This window comes from Nocardia macrotermitis (assembly GCF_009604405.1).
In the GTDB taxonomy this organism is placed as follows: domain Bacteria; phylum Actinomycetota; class Actinomycetes; order Mycobacteriales; family Mycobacteriaceae; genus Nocardia; species Nocardia macrotermitis.
The window spans coordinates 1-15,809 of record NZ_WEGK01000032.1; the positions used below are offsets into that span (position 1 = coordinate 1).

Consider the following 15,809-nt stretch of genomic DNA (forward strand, 5'->3'; position numbering starts at 1 on the left):
CCGGTAAGAAACTCGCCGCCCGCGAGGCGCTGGACTGGGGCGCGGTCGCCGAGGTGCTGCCGAAAGATCAAGTGCTGGACCGGGCTTGGGAACTCGCCCGCGAACTCGTGAAGCGCCCGCCGCTGACGCTGCGCTACACCCGCCAGCTGTTCACCCACGAACTCAAACGCGCCTTCCTGGACCAGATGGGCCAGGGCATCGGCTTCGAGACCTACGCCCAGCGTCGCTTCTTCCCGCTCGGGGGCCGGATGGAGGCGCTGGATCGGGCCTGGGACGACAAGCCCTGGAGCGGCGGGACCGGGCCCGAACCGCAGGGCTGACGAAACCTACAGTGCCGGAGGGATTCACATGCATGTGCTCGAGGGAGTGCGGGTTCTGGACCTGGGCACCTACATCGCGGGTCCGTACTGTGCGACCGTGCTCGGCGAGTTCGGTGCCGATGTCGTCAAGATCGAACGTCCCGGCAGCGGTGACCATCTGCGCCGCTTCGGCACCGAGACCGACTGCGGCGACACCCTGGTGTGGCTGTCGGAGGCCCGCAACAAACGCTCGGTGACGCTGAACCTGGCCGATCCGCGCGGACGGGAACTGTTGCGGGAGTTGGTCGCCGAGGCCGATGTGGCGATCGAGAACTTCCGTCCTGGCGTGCTGGAACGCTGGGGGCTCTCCTTCCCGGAGATCCAGGCGATCAATCCGCGCACGATCCTGCTGCGCATGTCCGCCTACGGGCAGACCGGCCCGCTGGCCGATCAGCCCGGCTTCGCGCGGGTCGCCCACGCGTACGCCGGATTGTCGCTGCTGGCGGGCGAACCCGCCGGGCCGCCGGTGACCCCCGGATCCACCTCGCTCGGTGACTACCTCGCCGGGCTCTACGGAGTGGTCGGGGTGCTGCTGGCGTTGCGGGCCCGGGAGGCCACCGGAGCCGGCCAGTGCGTCGACATGGCGTTGTACGAGCCCATCTTCCGGGTGCTGGACGAGATCGCGCCGGCCTATCAGCAGTTCGGCTTCGTGCGGGAGCGGATGGGCGCGGACACCGTGAACGTGGTGCCGCACAGCCACTATCGCACCGCCGACGACCGCTGGATCGCCATCGCCTGCTCCAACGACGAGATGTTCGCCCGATTGGCCCGCGCCATGGGCGATCCCGCGCTGGCCGAGCCGGACCGGTTCGGCCCCAAGGCTTCCCGGCTCGCGGCGCGGGACGAGGTGAACGCGCTGGTCACCGCGTGGGCGGGCGCCCTGACCCGGGACGAGGCGCTGGCCCGCTGCCGGGCGGCCGAAGTTCCCGCGGGACCGCTGAATTCGATCGCGGACATCTTCGACGATCCGCAGTTCGCCCATCGCGGCACCGTCACCACCGCCGAATCCCGCATCGGGCCGCTGGCGGTGCCCAACGTGCTTCCCACGCTGTCCGGCACTCCCGGCGAGATCCGCTGGCTGGGGCCGGCGCTCGGGGCCGACACCGAGGCGGTGCTGGCCGGACTGTTGCACCGCGACGCGGCGGAGATCACCCGCCTGCGTGCCGCGGGCGTCATCTGAACCGATTTTCCTCAACCACGACGAAAGAAAGGTTGTGTCATGGCAATTCAGGAAAAACTCGCCACCGGGCGTGGCAAGTTCACGCCCGAGTATCCGGAACTGGGCACCGGCCCGGTCGATTACGACGACGCGGTGTCGGAGGAGTTCTTCCTCGCCGAGCGGGAGGCGGTGTTCAAGCGGTCCTGGCTGAAGGTCGGCCGGATGGAACAGCTTCCGCGCACCGGCAGCTATTTCACCCGCGAACTCGCGGGCCTCGGCTCGATCGTGATCGTGCGCCAGGCCGACGGCACCGTGAAGGCGCTGCACAACGTGTGCGCGCACCGCGGCAACAAGGTGGTGTGGCAGGAACATCCGGCCGAGGAGACCGCGGGCTCCTGCCGCCAGTTCACCTGCAAATACCACGGCTGGCGCTACGGGCTCGACGGCAAGGTCGCGCACGTCACCAACGAGGACCAGTTCTTCGACCTGGACAAGGACGCCCTCGGCATGCCGCAGTTGCACTGCGACACCTGGGCCGGATTCGTCTTCGTGAACTTCGACCCGCACGCGCAGCCGCTGCGCACCGCCCTCGGCGAGAAGTTCACCGGAGTGGAGAGCTACCCGTTCGAGCAGCTGACCGAGCGGTACGCCTATAAGACCCGGGTCAAGGGCAACTGGAAGTTGTCAATCGACACGATCCTGGAGTGGTACCACCCGCCGTACGTGCACGGCCGGTTCATCAATCCGGACGTGTCGAAGGCGGAGAAACTGGTGCCGCCGCCGGACGCCTACTACTACGACCTGTTCACCTCGCACATGCTGAACTCGGTGCCCGGCCCGCCACCGCTGCCGCCGCGCAAGCCCGGCGAACTCGGCCCCGCGAAACGGGATCAGCGCTGGATCTACAAACTGCTCCGCGCCGGCCTGTTCGGACCCGACGACATCCCGGACCTCGGTGAGCTGCCGAGCGTGCTGAATCCGGGCGGGATCAAGTCCTGGGGCAACGACGCCTACTGGCTGTTCCCGAACTTCTCGGTGCAGATCTGGGCGCGCGGTTTCTACATCACCTACCAGTACTGGCCCGAAGCGGTCGACTCGCACAGCTACGAGCTCGACATCTACTTCACGCCCCCGCGCAACGCCGCCGAACGGATCGCGCAGGAGATGGTCGCGCAGACCACCATCGAATTCGCGATGCAGGACTCGAACACCGTCGAGGCCACCCATTCCGCGCTGGCGACCGGCGCGAACCGGCAATTCCATCTGTCGGATCAGGAATTGATGATCCGCAACTTCCACAAGGTCGTCCGGGACACGGTGGCCGCCCACCAGGCCCTCGACCAGAAATAGGAGCAGGCGATGACGACCGCGATTCTCCCCGCAGCATTCAGCGAACTCGAACCCTGGGTCCAGACCTGGGCCAAGCCCACCCGCCAGGAACGCTACGACACCCGCCTCGCGAGCACCATCGAAGAACTCGACGCGTTCTACGACGCGATCGCCGCGCGCGCCGAAGAAGCCATCGAATACCTCAATGCGTTCGATCTGAACGAACTGCCCGAGGCCGAGACCCGGCTGCTGTGGCTGATGTATTCGCTGGTGATGGTCTCCTATCCGGTGAACGTGTTCAAACAGCCGCGGATCCCCGACTCCGGCGCCGCGTTCTTCGACACCGTCTCCGAACCCGCGGTATGAGGGCCGGTATGGAATACAACTTTTCCGAGCTCACGCCCACGACCGGCGTGGAGATCAACGGTGTGCACGGCGGCGATCTGCTCGAGGAGAAGATCGCCGCGCAGACACTGGACGCCCTGGAACACCGTGGCGTCGTGGTGTTCCGGGAGGCGCACGCGACCGACGACGAGCTGGTCGCGTTCGCGCGGCTGCTCGGGGAGGTGGTGCCGCTGCCGATGGGGAGTCATCCGAAATACCGTGAGATACAGAAGATCACCCGCGATGCGTCGAAGAGCAAACTCGCCGCGTATCGGAAGGGGACGTTCCACTGGCAGATCGGCGGATCGACCGACGCGGTGCCGAGCCGGGCTACATTTCGTCTGATGCACCGTGCGTCGCTGGCCGGCGAGGAGGCAGTCGCGTGAGTGAGCGGACAGCCGACACGGCCGGACGGGTCGCGGTGGTGACCGGCGGCGGCTCCGGAATCGGGCGGGCCATCTCACACCGATTGGCGGCGGACGGGTTTCAGGTCGCGATCCTGGGTGTGAGCGAGACGTCCGCCAAGACGGTCGCCGAGGAGATCCGCGCGGCGGGGCATCGGGCGACCGGGTTCGGTGGGGTCGACATCTCCGTGCGCAGTCAGGTCGACGCCGCGATGGAGCGGGTGCGTGCGGAACTCGGGCCGGTCCTGGTGCTGGTGAACAATGCGGGCGTGCCCGGATTCAAGAAATTCCTGCACATCACCGACGAGGCGTGGCGCCGGCCCCTGGCGGTCAATCTGGACGGCACATTCTACTGCTGCCAGGCGGCCGTGCCGGACATGCTGGCCGCCGGGTGGGGACGGATCATCAACATCTCCTCCTCCAGCGCCCATTCCGGGCAGCAGTTCATGAGCCACTACGTCGCGTCCAAGGCCGGTGTCATCGGATTCACGAAATCCCTTGCGCTGGAACTGGGTCCGTCGGGGATCACGGTGAACACAATTCCGCCCGGTTTCGTGGACACCCCCACGCTGCGCGATTCGGAGAGTCGCGGGTTGCTCGGCGGCACGGTGGATCACCACGCCGAGCTGACGCCGGTGCGACGCGCGGGCAGACCGGAGGACATCGCGGCGGCCTGCGCATTCCTGGTCTCGGAGGACGCCGGATACATCACCGGGCAGGTGCTGGGCGTCAACGGCGGCCGGAATACTTGAGTACCGACATTTTGGAGACGATCATCATGACCACTGAGCGATCAGCGGCATCCGCCGCGAGCGCGGACGCATCGAAGGCCGATCGACGATTGTTGATCGGCGGACGCCTCGTCGACACGGCGCGCACCTATCCGTTGATGCACCGTGCGTCGCTGGCCGGCGAGGAGGCAGTCGCGTGAGTGAGCGGACAGCCGACACAGCCGGACGGGTCGCGGTGGTGACCGGTGGTGGCTCGGGAATCGGCCGGGCTATCTCACATCGGTTGGCGGCGAACGGGTTTCAGGTCGCGATCCTGGATCTGAACGGTACGGCCGCGAAGACGGTCGCCGAGGAGATCCGCGCGGCGGGATATTCGGCGACGGCCTTCGGCGAGGTCGACATCTCCTCGCGCAATCAGGTGGACGCCGCGATGGAGCGGGTGCGTTCGGAACTCGGCCCGGTCCTGGTGCTGGTGAACAATGCGGGGCTGACCGGGTTCAAGAAGTTCCTGCACATCACCGACGAAGTCTGGCGGCGGACCCTGGCGGTCAATCTGGACGGCACGTTCTACTGCTGCCAGGCGGCCGTGCCGGACATGCTGGCCGCCGGGTGGGGGCGGATCATCAACATCTCTTCCTCCAGCGCCCATTCCGGCCAGCAGTTCATGAGTCACTACGTCGCGGCCAAGGCCGGTGTCATCGGATTCACGAAATCCCTTGCGCTGGAACTGGGTCCGTCGGGAATTACGGTGAACACAATTCCGCCCGGTTTCGTGGACACCCCCATGCTGCGCAATTCGGAGAGTCGCGGGCTGCTCGGCGGCACCGTGGATCACCACGCCGAACTCACGCCGGTGCGCCGCGCGGGCAGACCGGAGGACATCGCCGCGGCCTGCGCATTCCTGGTCTCGGAGGACGCCGGATACATCACCGGGCAGGTGCTGGGCGTCAACGGTGGCCGAAATACCTGAGTACGAACATCTTTGGAGACGATCATGACCACGAACCGATCAGCGGCATCTGTCGCCGCGGACGAGTCGAAGGCCGACCGGCAACTGCTGATTGGCGGACGGCTCGTCGACGCCGAGCGGACCTATCCGTCGTACAACCCGGCCACCGAGGCCCTGGTGGGCCATGCCCCCGATGCGACGGTGAACGACGCCCACCTTGCGATCGCGGCGGCGCGCGGGGCATTCGACAACGGAGTCTGGGCGACCGATGTCGGTCTGCGCATCCGGTGTCTGGAACAACTGCACCGGGCGTTGACCGACCACGTCGAGGAACTGCGCGAACTCACCATCGCCGAGGTCGGCGCGACGCTGTCCCTCACGCGCGCAGCACAATTGGAGGATCCGATCAAGATCGTGCGGTACTACGCCGATCTGCTGAAGACGTACTCCTTCACCGAGGATCTGGGCCCGGTCGAATATCTCGGCCAGCAGCATCGGCGCTGGGTGGAGAAGGAAGCCGCGGGCGTGGTGTCGGCGATCATCGCCTACAACTACCCGAATCAGCTGGCCCTGGCGAAGCTCGCGCCCGCCCTGGCCGCCGGATGCACGGTGGTGCTCAAGGCCGCCCCGGCGACCCCGCTGATCACCCTGGCCCTCGGCGAGCTCATCCAGAAGTACACCGACATCCCGCCGGGTGTGGTGAATATCCTTTCCTCCCAACAGGTTCCGGTCGGCGAGGCGCTGACCATCCACCCCGACGTGGACCTGGTCACCTTCACCGGCTCGACCGCGGTGGGCCGGGCGATCATGTCCGCCGCAGGAAACGGCCTCAAGCGCGTCTTCCTGGAACTCGGCGGCAAATCGGCCGCGATCGCCCTCGACGACGCCGACTACCAGGGCGTCGGCCAGTACGCGGCCTTCGCCGCCACCCTCAACGCCGGACAGGCCTGCGCACTCACCACCCGCCTGCTGGTGCCGCGCGCGGACCACGACACCGTCGTCGACCTGGTCGCCGCCAATATGGCCCGGGTGCGCTTCGGCGACCCGAACGACCGCAAGACCTATATGGGCCCGTTGATCAGCGCGGCGCAGCGCGAGAAGGTCGACGGTCTGGTCCAGCGTGCGGTGGCCGAGGGCGCGAAACTGGTGACCGGCGGGGAGAAGGCCGGGCCGGGATACTTCTACAAGCCCACACTGCTCGCGGGCGTCGATCCGAACAGCGAGATCGCCCAGGAGGAGGTGTTCGGCCCGGTGCTGGCGGTGATCGCGCACGACGGTGACGACGACGCGGTCCGGATCGCGAACAACTCCGCCTACGGCCTGTCCGGCGCGGTGTTCAGCGCCGACCACGATCGTGCCCTCGCGGTGGCTCGCCGGGTCCGCACCGGCACGTTCAGCATCAACGGCGGGAACTACTTCTTCCCCGACGCGCCCTTCGGCGGATACAAACAGTCCGGCATCGGCCGCGAAATGGGCGTCGCGGGCCTGGAAGAATTCCTGGAACGAAAAACCTTGGCGTCCATACTCGGCTGAGCCCGGCAATTCGAAACTCGGTGCGGCCGGAACTGTTCCGGCCGCAGCGCAGTCACTTCTTCGTGAAACCGCGTGCAGCACATCAGCTCACTCCGCGGGGAAGGATGTCCGGACCGATGGACGACTGCGCCGCGACATAACTCATCGACGCGGTGGCTGCCCAGCACGTGAATGTCTGTGCAGCGCTGGCGATATCTTCGGCAGGGGATCCTGCCGAGGGTCGGTCTGCGTGGCCCGCAACCGTTACTCTAACGGACGTTAAGTAGATTAACTATCGGCAATCCGGCGTGATGTCAGCCGACTGCCTCAGTGGGGCGGCGCATGCGGCGTCGCCGTTCGGCAGCGATTCCGTCGATGATCCGGTCCAGGCCGAAATCCAGGTAGTCCTTCGGAGGTATCGCCGCGTCGTCGGCGCACAGGCTGCTCAGGTGCGGGTACTGCACCGGGTCGAGATCAGACGTGTCGGTGTCTCCCTCGGTTTTCTGCGTCAGCCCGAGATCGCCGACGACGAATCGCAGCACGCTCCCCTTGGCCAGAAGCGCTTGGCGCGCAGTGAATCCCGCGTTCAGCAGGACGGCCACCATCGCTTCGTCGATCTTGGCCAGCGGCGGTTGGGAAGCGTAATTGGTGAAGACCCAGTTGAAGGTCTGCGGGTGGTCCACCGCGGCTTCCCTGATCGCGACTGCCAGCGCTTTCAAGCGCACCTTCCACGAGCCGGTCTCCGATTCTCCGGCGACGATGCGTGCGGCGACGTGTGCGGCGATGGCATCCATCAGGTGGGCCTTGGACGGGAACCAGTAGTAGAGGGCGGCGCTGGTGACCTCGAGCCGGTCCGCCAGTGCGCGCATCGTCAGGGCCGCCGGACCTCTGTCCAATAGCTCGACGGCGGCGTCCAGGATCTCCGTCGCGGTCAGTTGGGTCACAAGCCGAGACGCTAGCACCCGCGCGATACGCGGTGCGCGCACGCATCAGCACGACAGGGTGCTGCGGGTGACGGCCATGCGCCCAGCTATCCCGCGTGCCACCACCCGCCGGGCTTCCGACGCACAGCTGATTAACGAACGTTCAGTAGTTTTTTAAAAAAGTCTAACGAACGATTAGTAAGCATGTTAGTCTGCGGCGGTGGCGCAGCGAGCTGGTTCCGGTCCGGCCGAGCCGGGTCCAACCCGGAGGTTGTCGTGCGATCCGGCGCGAATACCGCCGCGTGAGCAATGCCGTGTCGTGCCACCCGACTATCAGACAGAAGGCCGCGCAGCGTGGCCACGAGTGAATGCGGCGCATCGGCGGGGACCGGGACATCAGCGGCCTCGCTCGATCCACCGATTTGGAGGCATCGATCCGATGGATCTGAACTTGTCGTCCGAACAGGCGGCGCTCGACGAGACTTTGCGGGCCTTCCTCGGCAAGGAGTCGCCGACCGATGTCGTACGCGCTGCGGAGCCACTCGGCTTCGATCCGCGACTGTGGCGCAAAGTCGCTGAGCTCGGCCTGCCGGAGATGGCGGTGCCGGGTGAGTTCGGCGGCGGCGACGGGACTCTGCTGGATCTCGCTGTCGCGGCGCAGTGCATCGGACACTATCTGGCCCCGGTACCCCTGATCGAAGCCGGTGTCGCGAACCGGTTGCTGGCCAGGCTGGTGGGTACCGGCGGCGCGGGCGACGAAGTCATCGAGAAGGTCCTCAGCGGCGAAGGACTGGCGACGATTGCGCCCGAGCCGGCCGCGAACGGCCGGATGCGGCTGGTTCCGGCCGGCGCGGTCAGCGATGCTGTTCTCGGATTGGACGAGGACCGTCTCGTCCTGGTGATCCAGCCGGACATTGGTCCCGACTGTCCGGGGCGGGTGATCCCCAATCTGGGATCCTGCCCGGTCGGCCACTGCGAGGTGCGTGAGGACCAGCTCATCGTTGTCGACGAGGGACCCGGCGCGGTCGCCGGGTACCGGCGCGCGGTATCGGAATATCGCGCGCTCACCGCGTGCGCGCTGGCCGGAGCCGGGTACCGGGCGATCGAACTCGCTGCCGATTATGTCCTGCAACGTCGAGCGTTCGGCACTCTGATCGGCAGCTTCCAATCGGTACAGCACCGGCTGGCCTGGGATGTCACCGTGCTGGACGGCACCTGGCTGCTGGCATACGAGGCGGCATGGGCCTGTGATGCCGACACTGCGGACGCGGAGCGGCTCGCCAGGATGGCGTCGCTGCACGCCGCGGAGGCGGCATTTCGCGCCAGCGCCGACAGCCTGCACGTCCACGGCGGCTACGGCTACACGCTGGAGTACGAGATCCAGCTGTACTTCCGGCGGACGAAGGCGTGGGGTCTGCTGGCCGCCGGAGACCCGGAAGCCGGATACGCCGCGCTGGCACGTGAACTCGACAACGGGAGTGACGACTGACATGGATTTCCGTGAGTACGACGAACTGGCCGAGTACCGCGTGGCTGCGCGCGCGTGGGCGGACGCCAACATCGAACCGGCCTGGGTGGAGGATCAGCACCGCAGCGGCGTCCATCAGACGATGGCACTGCATCACCGCTTCGCGCGCGACGGACTGCTCGGTGCCGGATGGCCCCGCGAATACGGAGGCACCGATGTCGATCCACGCTTCTCCGATGCGGTCTTCTCCGAGATCGCGCGGCGGGGAATGGGTGCCGACGGATGGTCGACGACGCACATGGTGATCGGCACCATCAGCCATGTCGGCACCGAGGAGCAGAAACAGCGCTACATCGGCGGTGCTCTTCGCGGCGAAATCATGATCGTGCTCGGCTACACCGAACCCGACAACGGATCCGACGCTGCGGCGGCCAAGACCAGCGCGGTGCGCGACGGCGATGAGTGGATCATCAACGGGCAGAAGATGTTCACCAGCACCGCGCAGTGCGCAAGCCATGTGTTCGTGCTGACCCGGACCAATCCGTCGGCCCCGAAGCACGACGGGCTGACGTTGTTCGTCGTGCCGACCGACGCTGCAGGATTCGAGTATCGGCCGATCCGCACCCTCGGTGGGCAGGAGACGACCGCGACGTTCTATTCCGATGTGCGGGTGCCCGATTCGGCGCGCATCGGCGGCGTCGACGACGGCTGGAACGTGATGCGGGTCGCCCTGGTCTTCGAACGTGGCGCGGGAAGCCCGATGGCGGCGGCAGGCAGAACCGCCGGAGACCTGCTGGCCTGGGCCCACGCCACAGACGGTGTGAACGGGGCAGCTCCGATTGGCGACCCCATCGTCGCCGCCCGTATCGGCCGCATCGCCACCGAGGAGGAAGTAGCGCGTTTGCTCATCGCGCGGACGAAGTTCCTGGTCGCGAAGGGAGAACTACCCGGCGTCGAGGGGTCGATGCAGAAGCTCTACAACTCGGAGGTGGCGATCCGCCACTTCGAGGCCGCAGTCGACATCCTCGGCCGAGAGGGCATCGTGCAATGGGGTTCCGCGGACGCGCCGGCGGATGGCTTGTTCGAACGCGGGTTCCGTTCGAGTGTCGTCGACACCATTCGCGGGGGTGCCAGCGAAGTGCTGCTCGACATCATCGCATCCCGCCGGCTCGGCCTGCCACGTCATCGGCAACGCTGACGAACGTGATGGCCGGTGTACCGGGATGTGGCCCTGTGGCCCGCCGACGGTGACTTTCACTCGTCACCTCGGCCGGGTCGCGGTCACCACCGGCGCGAACCCGGTCGGTCATGCGGGACCGGTCGCCAGTCGGGCGACAGTGTCGCGGACCAGGATCCGTTCTCGATCAGGGCGACGGTCTCGTCTCCCACGAGTCGCCCGAATTGCACGACGAATTCGCGAGGGAGATTGAGTTCGGGCCGTACCGCGAGCCCCAGATGTTGAATTATCGCCGGGTCCTGTATCGGTGCGTAGGTCAGTCGTCCTGCACGCATTTCATCGGCGAACGCCGATAGTGGGAGGATGCCGTAGGCGACGCCGGTCTCTATCAAGTTCTTCGATATTTGCAGAGAATCCACTTCGAATCGGAACTTGATGTCTATCTGCTGTCGCAGTGCCGCGTTCTTGATAATGTCGCGAACTCCCGGCCGCGCGCTCGGGAACACGAAGGGAAGATCCGCCAAATCGCGAAAGTTCTTCGGAACTGTCGGTGACAGGCCGGAGTCTGCGCCGCCGACCAGCGCGAGATCCTCGCTCACGAGTTCGGTGTAGAACAGCCGCTCGTCCGGAGACGGTCCGTGAATCACCGCGATATCCACTTCCGAGTGCAGCATGGCGTCGACTAGCCGGTGCGGATCATGCACCACGACACGCATCCTGACGTTGGGAAACACCGAGTTCATGCGGCTGATCAGCAGGGCACCCAGCATGCCCGCGGTCGTCTCTGGTAACCCGAATACGACGTCGCGCTCGATCTGCGCCAAGGGCGAGCCGATATTCTGCAGTGCCAGTTCCACCTGACGTAGCGGGCCCGTGAGCGCGGTACGCAGCTTTTCGCCGTCTTCGGTCAGCCGTACGCCATTGCGGGTGCGGTGGAACAAAGCAACACCCAATGCTTTCTCGAGCATCCGCACTTGCCGGCTCAATGCGGGCTGTGCGATACCGAGCACGGTTGCCGCACGATTGATCGACTTCTCCTCGGCGATGGTGAGGAAGTATCGGAGCCGGACAGTGTTCATGGTGTTCGGAGCATATCAGTCCGGCATGGTTCGCGACCCGATTTTGTATTGGCCGGTAGCCGTGAGGCAGACGTACGCTTTGGAAAGCCGAATCCACAAGTGAAAACATCGAGGAATTATGGCGACAAGTGCAGAGTACAAGCTGGGTGAGTATCGGTTCCCCCGTGGCTGGTTCGCTGTTGCGGACGGTGCCGAGATCACAACCACACCGACCAATACCCGCTACTTCGGCGAGGACGTGGTGATCTATCGCGGGGAAACCGGAGCACCGGTCATGCTGGGGGCGTACTGCCCGCATATGGGAACGCATCTGGGGAGGAACACCGCCTCCTACACCGTCACCTCCGGGCGGCAGATCGAGGGGGATTCGATCCGCTGCCCGTTCCATGGGTGGCGCTACGGCCCAGACGGGATCTGCAACGACATCCCCTACTCCCGCGCTGCGATCGGCCCACTGGCGAGGGTCCGGAGCTGGATCACCCAGGAACGCTACGGAATCGTCTTCTGCTGGAACGACCCAGAGGGGCAGCCTCCGGATTTCGACCTGCCGGACTTCCCCGAGTGGGACGACCCGGACTGGCTGCGCTGGTCCGGTCTGCAACATCTGGCCGACCTGCCGTGCCATCCGATCGAGGTGTTCGACAACAACTCCGATATCGCGCATCTGCAGTACCTGCACGGAGGCGCGGTTCAGCGTTACGAGAACGTGGTGGAAGGTCACATCTACCGGCAGCGGCAGAGCCTGCTCGGCCAGTCGAAAACCGGCGCCGGCCATGAGCTCGTCGAGGTAGCCGGCAATACGATCACCACCGTCAACAGCTATATCGGGCCAGGGCTCAACGCCGCGCGCTTCGAAGGAATGGACGCAGCCCAGATCATCGCCACCACTCCGATCGATGACGGGTGCGCCCGCCTGTGGCAGTGCGCGATGGTCAAGCGCCCCGCCGGACTGTCCGACGAGCAGGCCCAACAGATGCTGGCCACGATCAACAACTCATTCGCTCACGGGCTCGGCACCGAGGACGGTGAGATCTGGGCGAACAAGAAGCCGGCCACACGGATCCTGCAAATGGCCGAGGACGGGCCATTCAAGGTCGGCCGGACCTGGTACAGGCAGTTCTTCAACCCTCGCGAACGGGCTGCAGATATCCTCACGCCGGTCAGCGGTCTTCACACCGTCGATGGTGTCCCGGGTTTCACCCTGACCTCCGCATGAGGACGGCCGTGAGCGCGGCACCGTCCTCTCTCGCGCGAACACCGTTCGCGCCCACCATGTCACGGCTCGTCGATCGGCCGGCTGTGCCGGATCGGCTGTGCGCCACCACTGGCGAGCGGTCTCGCAGTGTTACGAAAGGAATCATCAGGTCATGGCCCGGGAATTCGACTTCTTGATCAACGCCGAAGTCATCGTGGACGACGTCAGCGTCGCCGAGCGGGTCTTCGTCGACGCTCTGGGCTTCCCGGAACCGCGTCCGGCGTGGAGCGGGAAGGAGCCAGGATACGGGTTCACGTTCCTGTTCGCCCGCGTGCATCCTTCGCTGAAGGTGTCCCCGACTCGTATCGAGGCGATGGCTCTCGCACCGGTCGACCCGGCGGTGGATCCCCGCCGGACACTACCGTTTCTGCCCAATATCTTTGCCGCACAAGGCAACCGGCCGTGGAAGACGCACGCCAACGAACTGTCCTGCTCCGACATCGACGCCGTCCACGCGCGTCTCATGCAGCGCGGTTGCACGGTCTACGAGATGCCGCGCGATAGTGACGCGGTACCGTTCGCGCGGCTGTGGCTGGGCTGGAGCGGCGACGACCTGAAGACCTATAGTTCCGACACCGACGGCGGGCTCTTCCTCGAGATCTGCGAAACCAACGCGCTGCTCACATCCGAGCAGGACTTCCGCAACCCGGCGCCGGTCCCGGATCTCGCACCCGGTGCCATGGTCCGCGTGCTGCGCCGCTCTTGGATCGTGCCGGATCTGCGGGAAACTCTGTCCCTGCTCGACCACAATCTCGACTGGCAGCCCGCAGCGGAACCCGCACTCGATGCCGATCGAGGGGTGTTGCGCGCGGTGTTCCGATTCGTCCACCCGTACAGCGCAGAACTGGAACTCGTGCAGCCGGTGGCGGCAGGCGAGATCAGGGAGTCTCTCGACACCTGGGGACCGGGATCGTGGGCGATCCGGATCGGCGTGAACGATCTCGCCGCCAAAACCGACGACCTCCGCCGGCGCGGCACCGAATTCGAGACCCTCGGCAACGGCGCTGTCGTGCGTGTGGACACCGGAGCTCGTGGCGTCCCTGGCCTCTTCGAATTCTCAACGGTCTGAACCGATCTCGCGTTGGGCGAGTAGTCGGTCGTCCGTCTTCCACACCACTGGCCCGTCATTTTGGACAGTCGTTGGACCGGTCGAGGAAACGTGCTCGACGTCGGCCGATTTCCCATCGTCACTGTATGGGAACAGATGAAGTCGCCCATCAAAAAGTCTGGGAAAGAGGTAGAACCTATGAGAATCAATGGCAGCTCTGCGCTGGTCGTGGGCGGTACCGGTGGTCTCGGTGAGGCCACCGTCCGCCGCCTGCATGCCGCCGGTGCGAAGGTCGTCGTCGCTGATGTCGCCGACCAAAAGGGCAAGCAACTCGAGGACGAGCTGGGCATCCGCTATGTGCACACCGACGCGACCAGTGAGGAATCGTTGCTGGCCGCTATCGACGAGGCAGCGGCTCTGGGCCCGCTACGGATCTCGGTGGACACCCACGGTGGACCCGCCACGGGAGGCCGGCTCGTTGGCAAGGACGGGTCCCCGCTGCCGCTCGACGGGTTCAAGACGACCCTCGAGTTCTATCTGACCGCTGTGTTCAATGTCATGCGGCTGTCGGCGGCGGCCATTGCCAAGACCCAGCCGCTGGAGGAGGGTGCCCGCGGCGTCATCATCAACACCGCGTCGATCGCCGGGTACGAAGGCCAGATCGGCCAGTTGAACTATTCTGCGGCCAAGGGCGGCGTGATCGCCATGACTTTGGTCGCCGCCCGCGACCTGTCCCCGCTGGGCATCCGCGTCCTCGGCATCGCGCCGGGCACCATCAACACCCCCGCGTACGGCAAGGCTGCCGACCAGCTCGAGCAGCACTGGGGCCCGCAGGTGCCGTTCCCGAAGCGCATGGGCCGTTCCGAGGAGTACGCGCAGCTGGCGCAGGCGATCGTCGAGAACGACTACCTCAACGGCGACGTCATCCGGCTCGACGGTGCGCTCCGCTTTCCGCCGAAATGACCGTCGCCCCCGTAGAAGCGACCCGAGCGGAACTGTGGTTGCCGGTGCAGGACAACCGATCCGGAGTTGACAGATGAACACCAGGCAGTGGCGGATGAAACATCGCAGCGAGGTCCTCACCCCTGACGACTTCGATATCGCCGAGCTGACGCTGCCGCCGCTGGGCGACGGAGAGGTCCTGGCAAAGGTGTCGATGTTCGCCCTCGACCCCTACCTGTCGCGCGCGATGCAAAGCTGGAATGGCGAAACTCCGGGCTGGGCCGACGGCACGATTCACGGCCGGTTGCTCGCCGAAGTCGTCGAATCGAAGGCCGACGGCCTGCGGGCCGGAGATCTGATCGCAGGGCTGGGTCGCTGGCAGGAATTCGAGATCTTCACCGCCCGCAGCGTGGAGCGAGTCACAGATCTGGAACAACCCAGCTTCGCGCTCGGCGTGCTCAGCGGTTCCGGCTTGGCGGCCTGGGCCGGTCTGCACGTCGCCGCGCTCGAACCCGGCCAGACCCTAGTGGTGTCGGCAGCCGCAGGAACGGTGGGATCGGTGGCCGGTCAACTGGCGCGGGCCCGTGGTATCCAGGTGATCGGCCTGGCCGGCGGGAACGCGAAATGCCGTCACGTCGTAGATGTCCTCGGCTTCGACGCTTGCATCGATCACCGTGCCGGCAACCTCGAACAGCAAGTGAAAGCAGCCGCCCCGCAGGGGGTGGACGTCCTGTTCGAAAACGTCGGCGCACCCAGTATGGATGCGGTTCTGCCAGCCATGAGACTGCGCAGCCGAGTGATCCTGTGCGGGCTCGCCGCGCACTACAACTCACCAGACCCGGTGACCCTGCAACACTTCGACGCGTTGCTGTTTCAACAGATCAGCGTCACTCCGCTGACACTCCGGGATCATGTGGCGCAGTTCGGCCGGGCCCGCCGCGAACTTCTCGACGCGATCCGGACCACGACTGTGACGCCGCAGGAAACCGTTGTAGACGGCTTCGATATCGCCCCGCATGCCTACCTCGACATGCTCGCCGGCGCCGGCGTCGGCAAACGCCTACTTCGAATCACCACTTGAGGAGAACCC

The 15,809-nt window shown here is 65.9% G+C and carries 17 protein-coding genes; 15 read left to right on the plus strand and 2 right to left on the minus strand.

Annotated elements, in window-relative coordinates:
* From NRB20_RS36770 to NRB20_RS36810, 9 genes are all read left to right on the plus strand, one after another.
* Window positions 1–320 (plus strand): enoyl-CoA hydratase/isomerase family protein (locus NRB20_RS36770; protein ID WP_264766422.1); only part of this gene is annotated, 320 nt, incomplete at its 5' end.
* 28 nt (window positions 321–348) lie between these two features.
* The gene (locus NRB20_RS36775; protein ID WP_153416055.1) at window positions 349–1,539 is read left to right on the plus strand and encodes a CaiB/BaiF CoA transferase family protein; all 1,191 of its coding nucleotides are present in this window, start codon (window positions 349–351) and stop codon (window positions 1,537–1,539) included.
* 39 nt (window positions 1,540–1,578) lie between these two features.
* Entirely contained in the window at window positions 1,579–2,868 is a 1,290-nt protein-coding gene (locus NRB20_RS36780) for an aromatic ring-hydroxylating oxygenase subunit alpha (protein WP_153416056.1), read from the plus strand.
* Window positions 2,869–2,877: 9 nt separating this feature from the next.
* On the plus strand, window positions 2,878–3,213 hold the full coding sequence (locus tag NRB20_RS36785; protein WP_153416057.1) for a hypothetical protein: 336 nt from the start codon (window positions 2,878–2,880) through the stop codon (window positions 3,211–3,213).
* An 8-nt stretch (window positions 3,214–3,221) separates the two neighbouring features.
* Window positions 3,222–3,617, plus strand: coding sequence for a TauD/TfdA dioxygenase family protein (locus NRB20_RS36790; protein WP_153416058.1), 396 nt, complete (start codon window positions 3,222–3,224; stop codon window positions 3,615–3,617).
* Window positions 3,614–4,387, plus strand: coding sequence for an SDR family NAD(P)-dependent oxidoreductase (locus tag NRB20_RS36795; RefSeq protein ID WP_319945870.1), 774 nt, complete (start codon window positions 3,614–3,616; stop codon window positions 4,385–4,387). The genes NRB20_RS36790 and NRB20_RS36795 overlap by 4 nt, the downstream gene beginning before the upstream one ends.
* A gap of 11 nt (window positions 4,388–4,398) precedes the next feature.
* Window positions 4,399–4,566, plus strand: a complete 168-nt coding sequence (locus NRB20_RS36800) for a hypothetical protein (protein ID WP_153416060.1) — start codon at window positions 4,399–4,401, stop codon at window positions 4,564–4,566.
* Window positions 4,563–5,336 carry an SDR family NAD(P)-dependent oxidoreductase gene (locus NRB20_RS36805; protein ID WP_319945871.1) on the plus strand — a complete coding sequence of 258 codons (774 nt, stop codon included), beginning with the start codon at window positions 4,563–4,565 and terminating at the stop codon, window positions 5,334–5,336. The genes NRB20_RS36800 and NRB20_RS36805 overlap by 4 nt, the downstream gene beginning before the upstream one ends.
* A gap of 24 nt (window positions 5,337–5,360) precedes the next feature.
* Window positions 5,361–6,848 (plus strand): aldehyde dehydrogenase family protein, encoded by a 1,488-nt coding sequence (locus NRB20_RS36810; protein ID WP_153416061.1) that lies wholly within the window; start codon window positions 5,361–5,363, stop codon window positions 6,846–6,848.
* Window positions 6,849–7,141: 293 nt separating this feature from the next.
* Here NRB20_RS36810 and NRB20_RS36815 read toward each other — a convergent pair whose 3' ends face one another.
* Window positions 7,142–7,771 carry a TetR/AcrR family transcriptional regulator gene (locus NRB20_RS36815; protein ID WP_153416062.1) on the minus strand — a complete coding sequence of 210 codons (630 nt, stop codon included), beginning with the start codon at window positions 7,769–7,771 and terminating at the stop codon, window positions 7,142–7,144.
* A gap of 418 nt (window positions 7,772–8,189) precedes the next feature.
* Between NRB20_RS36815 and NRB20_RS36820 the strand changes: the two genes are divergently transcribed.
* Window positions 8,190–9,239: an acyl-CoA dehydrogenase family protein gene (locus NRB20_RS36820; RefSeq protein ID WP_153416063.1), complete on the plus strand. Its 1,050-nt coding sequence runs from the start codon at window positions 8,190–8,192 to the stop codon at window positions 9,237–9,239.
* A gap of 1 nt (window position 9,240) precedes the next feature.
* Window positions 9,241–10,416 carry an acyl-CoA dehydrogenase family protein gene (locus NRB20_RS36825; protein ID WP_153416064.1) on the plus strand — a complete coding sequence of 392 codons (1,176 nt, stop codon included), beginning with the start codon at window positions 9,241–9,243 and terminating at the stop codon, window positions 10,414–10,416.
* Between the two features lie 83 nt (window positions 10,417–10,499).
* Here the strand turns inward: NRB20_RS36825 and NRB20_RS36830 are convergent, their stop codons facing one another.
* Window positions 10,500–11,474: a LysR family transcriptional regulator gene (locus tag NRB20_RS36830; protein ID WP_153416065.1), complete on the minus strand. Its 975-nt coding sequence runs from the start codon at window positions 11,472–11,474 to the stop codon at window positions 10,500–10,502.
* Window positions 11,475–11,592: 118 nt separating this feature from the next.
* Between NRB20_RS36830 and NRB20_RS36835 the strand changes: the two genes are divergently transcribed.
* The 4 genes from NRB20_RS36835 to NRB20_RS36850 all read left to right on the plus strand — a co-directional run bounded on the left by NRB20_RS36835 (window position 11,593) and on the right by NRB20_RS36850 (window position 15,800).
* Window positions 11,593–12,690, plus strand: a complete 1,098-nt coding sequence (locus tag NRB20_RS36835) for a Rieske 2Fe-2S domain-containing protein (protein WP_153416066.1) — start codon at window positions 11,593–11,595, stop codon at window positions 12,688–12,690.
* 151 nt (window positions 12,691–12,841) lie between these two features.
* The gene (locus tag NRB20_RS36840; RefSeq protein ID WP_153416067.1) at window positions 12,842–13,798 is read left to right on the plus strand and encodes a hypothetical protein; all 957 of its coding nucleotides are present in this window, start codon (window positions 12,842–12,844) and stop codon (window positions 13,796–13,798) included.
* Window positions 13,799–13,975: 177 nt separating this feature from the next.
* The gene (locus tag NRB20_RS36845) at window positions 13,976–14,740 is read left to right on the plus strand and encodes an SDR family NAD(P)-dependent oxidoreductase (protein ID WP_153416081.1); all 765 of its coding nucleotides are present in this window, start codon (window positions 13,976–13,978) and stop codon (window positions 14,738–14,740) included.
* 73 nt (window positions 14,741–14,813) lie between these two features.
* A complete protein-coding gene (locus tag NRB20_RS36850; protein ID WP_153416068.1) occupies window positions 14,814–15,800 on the plus strand; it encodes an MDR family NADP-dependent oxidoreductase in 987 nt (328 codons plus the stop codon).
* Window positions 15,801–15,809 lie beyond the last annotated feature (9 nt).